At 48.5% G+C, this 14,934-nt stretch carries 13 protein-coding genes and 1 pseudogene; 2 read left to right on the top strand and 12 right to left on the bottom strand.

The genetic code is table 11. From position 1 onward, the window contains the following. Nucleotides 1-9: 9 nt before the first annotated feature. Nucleotides 10-2,601 carry a tetratricopeptide repeat-containing glycosyltransferase family 2 protein gene (locus AJ81_RS06165; RefSeq protein ID WP_231845452.1) on the top strand — a complete coding sequence of 864 codons (2,592 nt, stop codon included), beginning with the start codon at nt 10-12 and terminating at the stop codon, nt 2,599-2,601. Between the two features lie 378 nt (nt 2,602-2,979). Here the strand turns inward: AJ81_RS06165 and AJ81_RS06160 are convergent, their stop codons facing one another. From AJ81_RS06160 to AJ81_RS10820, 4 genes and pseudogenes are all read right to left on the bottom strand, one after another. Continuing rightward, complete coding sequence (locus tag AJ81_RS06160) at nt 2,980-3,525, bottom strand: AAA family ATPase (RefSeq protein WP_051368727.1); 546 nt, start codon at nt 3,523-3,525, stop codon at nt 2,980-2,982. A gap of 62 nt (nt 3,526-3,587) precedes the next feature. Further along, a pseudogene (locus AJ81_RS06155) lies at nt 3,588-4,166 on the bottom strand (RNA-guided endonuclease InsQ/TnpB family protein); the annotation flags it as partial. Next, complete coding sequence (locus AJ81_RS10825) at nt 4,133-4,462, bottom strand: hypothetical protein (RefSeq protein WP_144316858.1); 330 nt, start codon at nt 4,460-4,462, stop codon at nt 4,133-4,135. The gene AJ81_RS10825 and the pseudogene AJ81_RS06155, both read right to left, overlap by 34 nt. A 14-nt stretch (nt 4,463-4,476) precedes the next feature. Further along, nucleotides 4,477-4,626, bottom strand: a complete 150-nt coding sequence (locus AJ81_RS10820) for an ATP-binding protein (RefSeq protein WP_144316857.1) — start codon at nt 4,624-4,626, stop codon at nt 4,477-4,479. 115 nt (nt 4,627-4,741) lie between these two features. Between AJ81_RS10820 and AJ81_RS10965 the strand changes: the two genes are divergently transcribed. Next, complete coding sequence (locus AJ81_RS10965; protein ID WP_031505395.1) at nt 4,742-5,020, top strand: hypothetical protein; 279 nt, start codon at nt 4,742-4,744, stop codon at nt 5,018-5,020. 67 nt (nt 5,021-5,087) lie between these two features. Here the strand turns inward: AJ81_RS10965 and AJ81_RS06140 are convergent, their stop codons facing one another. From AJ81_RS06140 to AJ81_RS06105, 8 genes are all read right to left on the bottom strand, one after another. Continuing rightward, the gene (locus AJ81_RS06140; RefSeq protein WP_197536859.1) at nt 5,088-6,143 is read right to left on the bottom strand and encodes a glycoside hydrolase family 172 protein; all 1,056 of its coding nucleotides are present in this window, start codon (nt 6,141-6,143) and stop codon (nt 5,088-5,090) included. 21 nt (nt 6,144-6,164) lie between these two features. Further along, entirely contained in the window at nt 6,165-6,755 is a 591-nt protein-coding gene (locus AJ81_RS06135; protein WP_031505399.1) for a ThuA domain-containing protein, read from the bottom strand. Nucleotides 6,756-6,773: 18 nt separating this feature from the next. Continuing rightward, nucleotides 6,774-7,490 (bottom strand): GntR family transcriptional regulator, encoded by a 717-nt coding sequence (locus AJ81_RS10740; protein WP_031505401.1) that lies wholly within the window; start codon nt 7,488-7,490, stop codon nt 6,774-6,776. A gap of 15 nt (nt 7,491-7,505) precedes the next feature. Then, entirely contained in the window at nt 7,506-9,209 is a 1,704-nt protein-coding gene (locus tag AJ81_RS06125) for an FAD-binding oxidoreductase (protein WP_031505402.1), read from the bottom strand. A 10-nt stretch (nt 9,210-9,219) separates the two neighbouring features. Beyond that, the gene (locus AJ81_RS06120) at nt 9,220-10,776 is read right to left on the bottom strand and encodes an FGGY-family carbohydrate kinase (protein WP_031505403.1); all 1,557 of its coding nucleotides are present in this window, start codon (nt 10,774-10,776) and stop codon (nt 9,220-9,222) included. Next, nucleotides 10,751-12,403 (bottom strand): FAD-dependent oxidoreductase, encoded by a 1,653-nt coding sequence (locus AJ81_RS06115; RefSeq protein WP_031505404.1) that lies wholly within the window; start codon nt 12,401-12,403, stop codon nt 10,751-10,753. Before AJ81_RS06115 ends, AJ81_RS06120 begins: the two co-directional genes overlap by 26 nt. Then, the gene (locus AJ81_RS06110) at nt 12,396-14,105 is read right to left on the bottom strand and encodes an NAD(P)/FAD-dependent oxidoreductase (protein ID WP_051368725.1); all 1,710 of its coding nucleotides are present in this window, start codon (nt 14,103-14,105) and stop codon (nt 12,396-12,398) included. Before AJ81_RS06110 ends, AJ81_RS06115 begins: the two co-directional genes overlap by 8 nt. A gap of 296 nt (nt 14,106-14,401) precedes the next feature. After that, entirely contained in the window at nt 14,402-14,659 is a 258-nt protein-coding gene (locus tag AJ81_RS06105; protein ID WP_031505408.1) for a hypothetical protein, read from the bottom strand. Nucleotides 14,660-14,934: the final 275 nt, after the last annotated feature.

Raw genomic sequence — 14,934 nt, 5'->3', positions numbered from 1 at the left:
GTGCAGACGTTGCAGAAGAGAAAGTGTCTTCTTTCCGTGGCGATGATCGTTAAAGACGAAGAACACAACATAAGGCGGGCTTTGGACAGCATCAAGGACGTTGCCGACGAGATCGTCGTTGTCGATACCGGTTCAACAGATAAAACTCCACAGATCGTCAGAGAATACACCGACAAACTCTACTTTCATCCCTGGAAGAACGATTTTTCCGAGGCACGAAACAATTCCTTAAAGTATCCCACCTGCGAATGGGTTCTCATCTTCGATGCGGATGAGGAAGCCTCGGAAGATTTCAGAAAGAACATAAGGAGTTTTCTGGAAAGTTTGCCTCCAGATGTGAACACGGTTTATTTACCCACCTTAAGCTATCTGGACTGGGATTTCAAGAGGTCCGAAGTTGCCTCGACTCCACGCATCTTTCGCAACGGTACGGTGTACTACAAAAACATCGTGCACAATCAAGCTATATACAAACCGAAGGTCGTGAATGCAAACTTCTTGATATACCACTACGGCTACATCTGGACCAGGAAACTGAAAAAACAGAAGTACGAACGCACTGGCAACCTCATAAGAAAACACCTTCAATCTTGTAAAAACGATCAAGAAAGGCTCTACTATCTGGTGCAACTCTACAAGACCGAGAAAACCGGTGGCACATTGTACCAAGCGAGCGAGGTGGGTTGGCAGGCATTACAGCTTCTCAAGAAGCTGACATCGGTACCAGCCATAGGCTTGGAATTTCTTTATCTTTTCTCGGTGGATCTTCTCAACGCCGGTCTCTACGATCTCGCCGAACAGCTTTCTAAGACTGCGATTCAAGCAGTTCCCGAATATCCAGATCCATACCTCTCTTTGATCCACGTGAGCTTCAAGAAAAAGGATTGGCAAACTCTTCTGAAACACTACGACGATTTCAAGAAGGCCGTGGAACACGCATCAATCAACATCGAAAAGTTCGGTTGGACGATCATGAGCTTCAAAGACGTTCCCACAGCCGATCTTTTGGCCATGATCGCCGCCATAGAAGTCGAAGACTACGACAAGTTCAACGAGATAGCACTCGAAAGATTTGAGAAGGATGAAGATGTGAGAGAAGACCTGGTCCAATATCTTCTCAACAAGGCGAGCGCGAAGGACGCCGAAAAAGCTTTGCCTGGTCTGAAGAAGTTGCTCGAATTCGCAAGGAGGAAGAATCTGCAACTCAACGCACAGGCCTTTTACGAAAAAGTCGTTGAAAAACGTTTGCCCGTCAAACTCGAAGAGATACTGCTCAAACAGATCACACCGTTCTCTTACTATCTGATCAAGCGCTTGGAAACCAACGCCGATCTGTTGCTCGACTTTCTGTCCTCTGGTCAGCACGAAAAGCTGGTGCGCGAAAATGGAGTCGGTGGCCTGCTCTTCGTCTACACTCATCTCCGCGATGATGAGAAGAAACCATTCTTAGAAAAGTTCTTGGAAGACGAAGACAGTTTGATCAAGGGTGTGGCAAAGGCGTTGTACGCGGACCATCTTTTGAAAGAATCCAAGTTCCTCGAGGCCATAAGGGCCTACAGAGACTCTATACAACTGGTTCCAGAACTTTCACAGTTCATCAAACCCATCGTGGAGGACCTCAAGACCAGACTCGATCCCACGATCGAAGGAGTCTACGAGGAGCTCTATAGGTTCTACGCGAAACAGAAGGAGTTCATGATAGATTTCAAAAAGTACGCCGGAAACGATGTCTCCAAGCTCTATCTGATCTCAGACAGCGACGTGGCGCTCTACGTCTCCGCCGTTCACACCGACAAGGCCGAAAAGTCCGTAGAGCTTTTGAGCAAGATCAAAGATCCTTCGAAGTTTCCCATGTATCACTACAGGATGGCCAAGTTCTACAACAAATTCGACAAAGAGAAGGCCTTCGTACACCACATCAAGGCCGTTGAAACAAACGAAAAGCTCGCCGATCTGGTCTTGGGCAGGTTCAGTTACACCGGACTTTACCCCAACGCAACGCTGAACTGGTTCGACAGATCCGACACCATCGTGTGGGTGGGCAACATCTCGGAGAAGTTCCCCACGCTCGGAGTGATCCATCCAATCAGGGCGTGGAAAAGAGCGAAAAATGGTTTGCTCTACGCCATACCGTTCCCCATAGATGAGTCCATCAAGGCTTACAAAGACTTGGAGAAAGAGTTTGGCATCGAGTCGTTCGCGAAGGTGAAAGAATCGCAGCTCCGTCAAGCACTCGTCGAGACAAATTGGGACAACGTCGAAAAGACTGAATCGCTCGAAAGTTTTGAACACCTTTTCGAAGATCTTGGAGTGGAAACATCGAACGATTCGAAAAGGCGCATCGTTTTGGAAGGTATCGAAACCCAACTGGATTTGAGCAAACTCGTCGGTGATTCCAAGGAAGCTTTGATCTTCTATCACTTTCCAAATCTTTCAGACGAGAACGATTTGGTGTGGTTCTACCCCGCTTTCAGAGTTTTGCGTTCGAGCGCACAGATGAGGAAGGAACTCTCCAAGCTTGGCTTTCACCTCGTCAAAGAGTTCTTCTTCGACAGAGGCCTGAGGTGCGTTTGGGTGAAACGCGAGGGAAGTGACCCTTGATCAATTCATAAGAACGTGCCAAGCGCAATAGTCTCACTCGGACGTTGTATGTCGCATTGCAATCTTTTCTGAACTGAATTGATTTGGCTCGAAGTTGAATTTGTTATGCTCGTATGGTTTATAATACATAACAAGGAGTGAAGACCACGTATTATCGCTGTCCGAACTGTGGGCAGATGTATTATTCGGCAGCAAATCTCGAGGGTGAACAGCTCATCTGTGACCGCTGTGGGGCGACGATTGCACCGATAACGTACGAAGAGTTCAAAAAGCGCATTGAAGAAAAGACAAGATCTTCGAATGAAGAACAGCGTCCTTAACTCTTTTTGTTATACACGCTCTCATGCGTTCTTTCTTCATGAAAGCAAAGCAATACAATCAAGGAAGTTTCAGCACCGTTCTTTCAACTATTGGATCGGGGATCACGTAACGTTTCGAGCCGTCTTCAAAGCGTTCTTCGAGGTAGCTGTACTTCACTAAGGCTTTCAAGACGTTGGTGAGGGTTCTATCGTTCATGGACATCGATTTCATAACGGAGTACTCCTTTATCTTCGAAAATGTGTTCATTCTGTGTGCAATCGCCTCCAGCACGATTCTGTAGTTTTCGGATTTTTCAAACAGTTCTTCCAACTCTTTCTCAACGATCCGTTCCGCACTCTCGAGTGTTTCCGAAAGCGCCGTTTCGTAACTTCCCTTCTGCCACACGGTGTATCCGTACATGACCAAATAACCCACCAATCCATCCAAGCCGTCAATGGCTTCTTCTATCTTTCTCAAATCCTGTTTCAAGTTCAGCTGTTCAAAACCTTTGACCAAAAAGTCGATGGAACGTTCCCTGGAAAACCTCTCGATTTTGATCTCGTTCAAGTACCTTCCAAAGAGTGGAGAGTTCGCATCGTCCAGTCTGAGAAAATCGTGCAGCACACCAACTTCGGAACCATTGACACTCCCAATCCCCTGAAGGAGATGGGATTCTTAGCAGCTCTTTAGGCTGCCTTCCATGGAGCATTTGATACTCCATGGCCACAGAGGTGTGGTTTAAACCTTACACCTCTGATGGGTGCCAATCCCGCTACTACTTGGGACTTCTTCCCAAGATACCTCTGCCAGATGTTTATCGCTCCTACTCCGTCCCTGTGATAACTAAATCCACAACTTTTACACTCATAGTTGCGACCAACCGCATGATTCTTGCTACCACATACAGGACAGACCTGACTCGTATATTCTTCCGAAGCAAGTTTCACTTCAATCCCCAGTAGCTGTGCTTTGTAGGTTATCATGTCCACCATCTTTCTGAAACACCACTGATGAACTTTTTGATTAAAGTTATCGTTCCCTTCTACACGCTCTCGAATATTTGTGACATCACCAATTGCAATAGTGCCCACGCCTTTCTGCGAGCAAATTCTCAGAAAGTTGCTGGTTATCTTGTGCAGTATGTCCGTTATTTGATGCTTTGTTCGTTTCAGCATTCGCTGCTTTGCTTTCAACAGTTTTCTATACCTCTTGGAACCTTTCTTGCATTTGCTTAACGTTCGCTGAAAGTCTGCCAACTTCTTATGAGGTTCAAAAATTCCAGACCACCACTGCCGTCCAACCTCATGTTCTGAACTTCGTCCATCGCCACGATCAACTTGCGCCTGGATTTTTCCAGCTTCGAGTTGACCTCGTTCAGAACGTGCGCGAGAGAAGTCTGAAGACCTTCCTTTCCCTTCAGTTCAACCTCCAGCCAAGGAGTCTTGATGTTCGAAATCGATCTTGCGGCCCTCTTGAGAATGCTCTTTTTAAAAACGTTCTGAATCTCGACGATCATATGGTCCTTTATCGTCCTCTTGTCGAGCAAGTTTCCCCGCCTCACGAAGGCCCTGCAGTCTACGAATATATGGATGTTTTGCCTATCCTCCTCGTGTCCGTCAATAGAACTATCCTTCCGTTCTCGAAAGCTCTTTCCAATTCGTCCAGTTCGTTCTCCCTGTCGTAGAGGTCTTCTCTCCTCGTTTTCGGTTCCAAAGAGAAGAACATGGAAATCCCTCCGTCAACCATCACTGAACATGGGTTCAGTAGTATCCTGCCATCGAAAGATCCAGAGTGAAACGTCCAACAGAAGCGTAATATCCACGCACGAAGAAGATGGGGGTTGGAAGAGAAGGTTCCAGTCTTCAAAATCTCTTTTTTCGTCCTCGAAGAACGACACGCAACACAGAAACTCGAAGGTGCAGAGTTCATAATTTCTTGCGTCAAATCTTCACACGAACCAGTCTACATCGCTTGCTTGGGCCCACTCCCCGAGATCGCTGAAAAAATCGTGCTGTGGATCGGAAGATGGTGGCCAGTCGGTGGCCCCGAACACAACGTGTTCGATGGTTCAGTGTCTTCGACGTGTGCGCAAGACGATCGTCGAGGTTCTTGCCGGTGAGATCTTCGCCGACTTTTTCAGAAAGTTGGAAGCTTTCAGTCTGCAAATCCGTTGAACTTGAAAGGCCTCACCTCGGCCAGCGTTCCTCCGCGCTCGGTAGCTGTGGGAACGGTGCGTGTGGCTCGACCTGGTACCAGTAAGCGACCGAAGCGATGTCGTCCGTGAGAGGTTGGAACCTCCCGTTGGGCCACCATCCGAGCGCCTGTATCGTGACCTTCAGATTCTGCTTGAACCTGATGGGATCGTAGATGTGCCAGCGGTACATCGCGTGTTTCGGAGCTTCCCCAAACCTTTTGTGCCACAGAGGATAACCACTGAAGGGAGCGTTGAAGGTTTGACCGAAGCACCACGCACCACCGAAATAATCTTCGGTTCCCGTTCCACAGATGGTGGGATATTCTGTATCTCCGTCTATGTAGAACTTCACCTCACCTTCGCCCCACCAACCGCTCGAAAACTGTGTCCACGCGATGAAGGTGCCTACGTAATGACCTTGACCCACGATTCCATCGACTATGATGTGTTCTGGGTGCTCGCGCTTGGTCATCGATCTTCTCCACTGTGCATGGAAGTAAGCGATCTTCTCAGGTAGGTCGGTCAGCGCGTAGGTGATTTGGTAGAAAAAGCCAGTTATCTTTTCCCAACGCTGGTTCTCTATCGTGATGAGCGCACGTTTGCGAAACGGCATGGGAAAGTAACAGTTGAACCCACCAGATGGATTCACCGCAATGGGTATCGAGACCACGTTGTACCTCATTCCATGGCCGTTGCAGAAGAAATCACCCAGTGGAACTTCGACGGAAGGTTTTTCTTCTTCGTCCCAGTACATGCGAAGTACGGTGTCTCTGTAAGCTTTCGTGTCCACCGTGATCCAGATGTGCTGAATGATGCCAGGTCCAGCGATGTCTGCAAGAACCGTCGTGCTCTGTGGTTCCAAATCGATGCACGGCCGAACCTTCCAGCCTTTGCCGAGCAGGAACGCAGGATTGTTTTCATCTGGCACCGCCTTCGCCCCACCACCCTTCTCGCCCGTTGGGTTCTCTGCGGATATGGAACGCGTCTCTGCATCCGACAACAAAGGTAGACTACCAAGTCCAAAGTTCAACGAGTAAAGTTCTCTCACCATGAACACCTCCCAAAATCTTCAACTGAGCAACCAATTCAAACTTTTCTCCAGCAGTTGTTTGAACTTCTCGTTTTTCAATGCTTCTTCGTCGTGTGCTGGTGTTAACGCCAAGATCTTCCCACTTCCAAGAAGTTTCTTCCAACCAGCGGTGGATCGACCGAAGATCGACTCGGACCAAAGGAAAACTTCAACGTTTCCTCTCAGTTCGACGAAATAGTGTTCGTCGAAGATTTCGAAAGAGAATCCATCCTCGGTGAAATACCTCACCGAAGTTCTTTCTGGATGAAAGATGAACCTTCCTCCCACAAGTTCTGCGTAAGACTGGGGATATCTCGCAAGGCCTGAGTGCCACACGAAGAGCCTTCCACCGTTCTCCGCCCAACGCGTCAGAAGCTGAACGAGCTCTTCATCCAGCCAGAAAGTCCCACTCTCGCTCAAACCCCATTTGGCGATGACGATCGAGTTTGGATTTTCTCTCAAAGCTTCCTCCAAGTTTTGCCCCTCTTCGACTTGGAACGAACCAAACTGTTTCTTCAAAGCTTCGGACAGCACGTCGAAAAAGGCTTTTTTGTCGTGGTATCGATCACCCAAGAAAGAGAAGAGTTTCATCATCGACCCCCCACTCACTCATCCTCTGAGCCTGCTCAGATCGGCACGCATGAAGAGAAGTAAATAGTAAACAGGTTCTGTGTGATCTTTGACGTAGATCCAGCGGGACATTTTTAAAAATGTGTCTGTGTCGATCAAACCCTGAACGTGGTCTTCTGCTTCTTTTTGTGTGCATGGTTCTATGATCTGTTCAATTCTCGCGATCTCGATGTGTTTCAAGCTCTCGAAGAACACCTTCGCCAATGACTTGGTCAGATCCTCGTTCTCGATCGCTTTCGCGATTTCTGGATGAAAGTACGACTCTTCCACTACGATGGGAAATTCGTCCACGTACCTGAGGCGCTTCACCAAAAAACACTCTTGAACGGCTTTCCATCTCGCATCGCACGACAAATTCTCATCCACCTTCAAATACCCTTTCTTCAATACAACGTTCTTGCTCACAAAACCAAAAGTTTCGAGCGCGTAATTGAGACTTATGAGCGGTTCGAAACTGAAGGTGGGTCTGAACTTCCTGACGAAAGTGCCAATGCCGTGACGCTTCACCAAGAAACCTTCAGCAACGAGCGTGTCTATGGCGGCTCTCACCGTCGCTCTGCTCACACCGTATTTCTCCATGAGCTCGAACTCAGGAGGGATCTTTTCTCCGTCTTTCCATTCGCCTCTCAATATTTTCTCTTTCAGTTTTTCTGCAAGCTGTGCGTAGAGCGGTACAGCACTACTCTTGTCGAGCAAACGTTTCACCCATGTTCATTTTACCATGTGTTCACCATCGCTCAGATCCAGCGCCAGCGTCCCACCGGGGTTCATTATGTTGTTCGGATCGAAATGACGCTTCAAAGCCCTTATGACCTCCAGTTGGTTTTTCCCGATGCATCTTTCAAACCACGGTGCGAACAACCTTCCAACTCCGTGGTGATGACTGAGCGAAGCTCCACTCTCAACGATCTTGTCCACGATCTTGGCCTGATAGTCCACGAACTCTTCGATACTTTCGAATTTGCCTATGAATATGAAATACAGATTCGTACCCTGTGGATAGAAGTGTGAGCAATGGCTCATCACGATCGTCTTCGGACGTGCTTTGCAAACTTCCCTGACGGTTTTCCAAACGTACTCGAGCTGGTCCCAAGCCATCGCACACTCGAGCGTGTCGATGAGTATTCCAAAGTCGTTCAGATCGTCCCTCAGGTATGGATCTGTGAACCTGCCCTTTTCCCAGGCTTTGGCCACGTAACCCGTGGTGTAGAGCGCTCCGTGAGCCTTGGCGATCTTTTTTATGTTCCTCTTCACGTTTTTCGCGAAGTGCTCTTCGCCCTGTGCGATACCGAGCAGAAGGCATCTTTCCATCGGTCTGTAGCCCATAGCAGTGACGAACTTGTCGATCACAGTGCCCTCAACGCCGTAGAGTTTGAAGGCAACATCTGTTTCTTCTGGGTCTGAAAGTCTCATGACGGCGGGAAAACCGAAGTTCGACTGCATGATCTCTCTGCACGCTTCGATCGCGCTGTGAAAGTCTTTGAAGACGAAACTGAAGTACTGATCGTTCTGAGGCATGTATCGAAAAATCTTCAGCGTGACAGAAACGAGAACTCCGAAGGTACCCTCGCTTCCGATCATGATCTGATCGATCGAAGGACCGATCGCCGCACGCGGATATTCCTTGGTTTTTATTTCTCCAACTGGTGTGACGTACTCCTGACAAACCACAAGATCTTCTATCTTTCCGTAATACGTCGAGTTCTGACCAGCACCTCGCGTCACGACCCAACCACCCACGGTGGAATACTCAAAAGATTGTGGTAGATGACCACAGGTGTAGCGATGTTTTGCGCCGAAGTATTTTGGTGCGTTGTTGAGTTTTTCTTCGAGCGCAGGTCCGTAAATGCCAGGCTCCACAGTCACGGTACAGTTGGTCTCGTTGAGCTTCAAAATTCTGTTCATGTGTCTGGTCAAATCCAAACTCACACCGCCACAGACACATTCCGTTCCCCTCGTCACACCCGAACCTCCACCGCGCGGATAGATGGGTATTTTGTGCTGATTGCAATATCTCACGATCTCGACCACATCTTTCTTGTCCCTTGGGTAAATCACAAGATCTGGCAAGTTCTCAACGATCTTGTGTCTGAGTCTGAGCACGTCGTACTGGGTCTTTCCGTAGCTCGCTTTGATTCTGCTGTAAGCGTCGAGTGCGACGTTCTCTGGACCGACAATTTTTTGAAACGCTTCTATATGCTTTGCTTCGAGCCTTATAGGAACCTCCACATCCACGATTTCAAAACCTGTGTTCTTAGGACTTTTGAGATCTTCTTCAGTCAGTTCGAAAACCTGTCTCATGAGTTTGCACAGTCTTTCGTTCGGATGCTTGAAATAGCTTGGATCTCCCCAACGAAAGATCGATCTGTAGCTTTTTTCCGGTGCGACCTGCTCGATCCACTTCGGACAACTCATCTATTTCACCTCACATCTCTGGATAGTTCGTTATCCTCTGCATCGCTCTGTAGAGAGGTCTGAGTCTTGGATAGAGTCTTTTGTAGACGCTTCGATACAGCTTCTGATAGAGTGAAGTCCTTTCTGGATTGGGATCGCACTCGTGGACGTATCTGACCATCTTCCCGACGGCTTCTTCGAAACTTTTGTAAAACCCAAGGCCACAGAAACTGACGATCGCAGATCCCAAGCCTGCAGCTTCGTACACGTGCGTCCTCAAAACCTTTCTGTTCAACACGTCGCTCAGAATTTGACAAACCATGTTGGAGCGAGAACCACCACCTGTCGCCACGATCTTTTCTATAGCGGTCTTGGAAACTTTCTCTATTTTCTCCGCCGCATCCCTCAGAGCGTACGCCAAACCTTCTATGATCGATCTGTAAAGATACGCACGGTTGTGCACATCCCCAAAGCCCACGATGGCACCACGCGCTTCGGGTTGCTTCAACCCAGCCCCCCAGTAAGGTTGTAGGACCAGTCCGAAGCTACCAGGTTCAGTCTGCAGCAACAGTTCTTCGAGCACTTCTTCTGTCGAAACGTTTCGTTCGCGTGCGATCTGAGCTTCGACCGAGGCGAACTGTTCTTTGAACCATGTCACCATCCAAAAACCTCTGAATATCTCAACTTCCGGGTTGAATTTGCCAGGTATCACCGCTGGATAAGAGGGCATGAATTTGATCGGTTCGAGGTATTTCTCGCTCGTTATTTGCAACGTAGTCGTCGTGCCCAAGCTGGCACAGGCCATGGACTCTTCGATGCACCCAGCTCCCAACGTTTCACAACCCTTGTCCGACCCCGACGCGATCACAGGTGTTCCTTCTTTCAAACCGGTGAGTTTCGAAGCCTGGCTCGTCAGACCACCCACGATCGTTCCCGGTGCAACCAATTCTGGAAGTTTGTTTCTGTCTATCGGGAAGAGGTACGGATGAAAGTCTCTCTTCGGATCTGCCCAGGTCTGCTTTTTGTAGTTGAAGGGAATGTGACCGATCTGGCTCGCGATCGAATCGACGAACTTTCCAGTCAGGAGATAGTTGAACCAACCAGAAAGGAGCAAGAACTTGTGAGTTTCCTTCCAGATCTCTGGCTCGTTCTGTCTCACCCAGTTCGCCTTGCACTTCTTTGAAGAGATCATCGCAGCTTTCTCCATACCCACGATCTTGAAACCGATCTTGAAGTGTAGAGGAAGTTTCGCATCGTACTGGGCCATCCTTTGATCGAGCCAGAGGATCGCTCTCTTCAACGGTCTTCCGTCCTTCGCCAGAAACACGCACGTATCTCGCTGGCTCGTTACGCTGATCGCAAGTATTTCTTCTGGTTTTACCTTGCCATTCTCGAAGAGCGTTTTACAAGCCTTCGAGAGCGCTGATTCGTAAACTTGGAGGTCCTGTTCCGCCCAACCAGGTTTCGGTGAGACGTAGGTTTGAGGATACTCCGCCTTGCACATGTCAACGAGATTTCCGGTCTCATCGAACGCGAGAGCCTTCAAACTCTGTGTGCCACAATCAACGCTCAAGACGAGCTTCGACATTCGTCCTCCCCCCAGAAAGATTGTACAGAGTCGCAGTGGCAACGAGATTGGCGTTCGTGTTTTCGATATTCTCCACGATCACTTCCCCACGGCGAACAGTCTTTTTTACCACGATGCTCTTCACTCTGTTCATGACTTTCTCAAAACTTTCGAGTGGGATCTCTCTGTCCGTTCTGACGGGAAGAAGTCTTGCATCTTTTGTCAGAACGGTCGTGCAGAGGACTCTCCTCGGATTGATGATGTCTTGTTTTGCAAATTCGAGCCCCTTCTCACAACTATAGCCTCTGAAGATTGGGTTTGAGGCATCTCCGTACAGCTCTATCTCACAACCTTTTGGACACACGATGCACACCAGGCTCTTGAAAGGTTGCTCTCGTTCATCCAAGGAAGAGACGTGTTTGAGCGACATTTCCAACGGCTCGTCTTCGAACCTCGGCGTTACATCGATGAATTCTATCTGCTGTGGTCTCAAGATTTTGAACTTCTTCGAAACAAGCTCTTGTCCTGCTTGAGAGACTGCGATCTGCGCGTTCACAAGCTTCGTTTTGGCCCTGAAATAGATCCTCACCTTTCCAGTCAGAGGAAAACTCAACATCTGTGGCACGCAGTACTGCAACGATGAATCGAATTTCAGTGGAACTCTCTTTTGCACCTTCAGTTTGCCCTTTGCGTACTCACTTGCCCATTTTCCCGCCTCAAAACCAGTCCACGTGACGTAGTCCACCAGATCGTGCACGTGCAGAGAGTTTCCACAGCTGAAAACACCTTCCACCGTGCCCATGAAATACTGATCCACGAAAGGACCGTTCGTGACTTGATCGATTTGAAGTGAGAGCCTTTCAGCCAACTCGTTCTCGGGTAGCAAACCGACGGCGAGCAAGAGCCCGTCGCATTCGATCGTTCTTTCGCTACCAGCAACAAACGAAAGGTTTTGATCGACTCTCACCACTTCGACCTTCTCGACACGATTTTTTCCAAAGACTTTGCTGACGGTGTGTGAGAGATACAAGGGGATGTTGAAATCGTGCAGGCACTGTGAAACGTTCCTCAAGAGTCCCGCTGGCTCGAATTTTATCTCGTAAACTCCTATCACCTTGGCACCCTCGATGGTGAGTCTGCGCGCCATGATCAAACCGATGTCCCCACTGCCTAAAACGACGCATCTTCTGAAAGGCAAAAGACCCATCATGTTCACAAACCTCTGTGCCGCTCCCGCGGTCATGATCCCTGCTGGTCGTTCGCCGTGGATGAAGACCTGCCTGGAGGTTCTCTCCCTACAACCGGTTGCAAGGACAATGGTCTTCGAACGAATGGAAAAGATGCCTTTTTCGTTCTGAAGTGTCAAGGTGAAAAATCCTTGTTCTCTTCGAACGTCCAGTAAAAAGGTACTGGTGAGAACGTGCACATCTGTCTTCAAAAGCTCTTCGATGAAAATCTCCGCGTACTCTGGCCCTGTGAGTCTCTTTCTGAAATGAATAATCCCAAACCCATCGTGGATGCACTGTTTCAGTATTCCTCCAAGCTCCGGCTCTCTTTCGATGATCACCACACTTGAACCGTTCTTGGATGCGGATATGGCAGCCGCAAGCCCAGCAGGCCCAGCACCTATCACCGCAACATCATACATGTTCGTCTCCTCCCAGTCTTGTTTTCGCGACGAACAGCTCCGAACCAGGACCCTTCTTCGTCATGGTGAGTGGATCGATTCCAACCTCTCGCATTAACTCGACCAAAAACGGTGTACAGAAACCGCCCTGACACCTTCCCATCCCAGAGCGTGTTCTCCATTTGATTCCATCGAGCGTGGTGGCTGGTACGTTTCCATGGAGCGCTTGAAGGACTTCACCCTTCGTCACGGTCTCACACCTGCAGATCACGACGCCGTAGTTTGGATTCTTCTCTATGATCCTTTGTTTTTCTTCCAGAGAGAGCTTCTTGAAATCTGGATCCTTTTTTCTGACAGGACAGAATTTTTCGTTGGGAGCGATCTTTATCTCTTTTTGTAATTTTTCGATGCACATAGCCGCTACATCCACCGCTATGGCAGGTGCACTGGTAAGTCCCGGTGACTGGATTCCCGCAGCGTGGATCAGGTTCTGGATTTTCTGAGAAGATTCAACGATGAAGTCTTCTTCATACGTTGCTGCCCTCGTCCCAGCGAAGTAGTTGATCACATCCTTCTTGCTGAGACCTTCAACCAAGCCTGCGTGCTTGTTGAAAAGTTCGTCCAAACCTTCCTGAGTCGTGCTGTAATCTTCTCTGTCTGGAACTTCCACCGCAGTTGGTCCAAGAAGAAGATTCCCATGAACCGTCGGAATCAATCCCCCACCCTTGGTGACCGAACCGAGCTGTTTGAGAGAAACTTTCGAGAGAGTCAGTCTGGACAGGTTGGATTTCTTTTTGTCGATAATCGCCATCTCGCCTTTTCTCGGATGAATCGTGAAGAACTCATCGTTGGCAAGAGCCGCGATGTGATCTGCCCAAACACCGGCCGCATTCACAACGATTCTTGGAAAGATCGTTCCCCTGTTCGTCACAACGGCCTCGATTCTGTCATCTTTGACGACGAAATCCTCAACGAAGGTGTTGAAAGAGAATTTTGCTCCGTTCTGAACGGCGTTCTCGGCGAAGGCTAAGGTCATTTGGAAAGGATCCACCACGCCCGCTTCCCAAATCACGTACGCCCACGAGAAGTTCTTCTTCACGTTCGGCTCGATCTTCAAGAACTTCGAAGCGCTCAAGAACTGTGTGTCTTTGACGTCGTTTTGAACTTCTCTCATCTTCACGAAGGGCAGCAGGAGTGTGAACCACTCGCTCGGGAACAACATCGCCATACCGTTCCTTTGGAAGGGAAAATCGAGCTCGCGTGAGAGTGTTTCTATCATGTCCAGGCCTTTCCTGTTGTAACACGCCTTCTTACTCTTCGGATGCGGCGCGATCGGTGGATGCATCATGCCAGCGTTGTGAGAACTTTGGTGCATGGCAACGTCTGCTTCTTTGTCGACAACCAAAATATCCAGCTTCCATTTGGTCAACTCCCGCGCGATCGCACAGCCTATCACACCTGCACCGATGATTAAAACATCCACTTTTCTTCCATGAAGGTTCATATCTCGAAAGGTTGGAGCTTTCGGAGTTGAAGGTTCGGCGTCTTCACACTCGATCTTGTTCACAACACCCCTGAAGCCAAATTTCGTCGCGAACTTGCCTATCTTGACGACTTGGTCCCAACTTTTGACCTTCCCGTACAGAAAGAGCGCTCCGTTTCTTTCTTCACACTGGATGGGAACTGAGAATTTTTTGAAAAGTCGTCGTTCTATCTCTCTCACGAAACGGTCCTCCTTACATACGGTTGTCCGTACATCCGTATCATAACATTCCCGGTCCTCCCTTGTCAACACACTGAAAAACTTTCGTAGGACAGAAAGTGCACGATCACCCTCGACAGTCAAATGGCGAAAACCCCTGCGTGAAGAAAAAACTGCGTGGTGAAAGCGAGTAATTAGAATTCCTGTCTTTCGTATCTACAGTAAAAAGGGCCAGGAGAGACCCTTTCCCTTTTTCTTTTTCGCTCAATGAACATCAGCGTTTGCTTTGCGCTTTTGATTAGCATCCTCAAACTGTCCTAAGATTCATTTTGTGTCGTTGAGAGTATCGTATAGAAACCTCTCTTTGGAACTTCAAAGATCGTGAATTCAGCGCGCCCAGCCATGACTTCCTGCATCGACAGAGTCTCAAAACTCGTCGCTCTGTACTTTTGAGAATCTCTCTCACCTGCAGATAGAGTCTCAAAATCAGACTTCTCCAAGCTTCTTGCGATCTCCCGCACCAGCATTGTCAAATCCAATCCCTGAACCGGTTCGCTCAATTTCGAGATGTTCATGTTCGCATACCACATAGTTCAGATGAAACCTGTAGACAAATTGCTGATATGCCTTTGGCAACAGTTGCCATTCAACTGATATGCGTTTTGGCAACACCCCTTAGTGGCGTGAAGTCTATGATGGTACCTCGAGGTGACGAAAACACGGTCAAGACGACGTGTTTGTGCAATTCCCCAAGGTATTTCTGTAGCCCCGCATGATCATGATGCAGTTCAAGTGCCAATTTCCGCACGCTGAACATCAATTTTGTGTTTTTGTATTTGACGAGAATCCG

This window comes from Pseudothermotoga hypogea DSM 11164 = NBRC 106472, from assembly GCF_000816145.1.
Classification (GTDB): Bacteria; Thermotogota; Thermotogae; order Thermotogales; family DSM-5069; genus Pseudothermotoga_A; species Pseudothermotoga_A hypogea.
The sequence above is the reverse complement of the archived record's forward strand: the minus strand, read 5'-3'. Positions and strand labels throughout refer to the sequence as shown.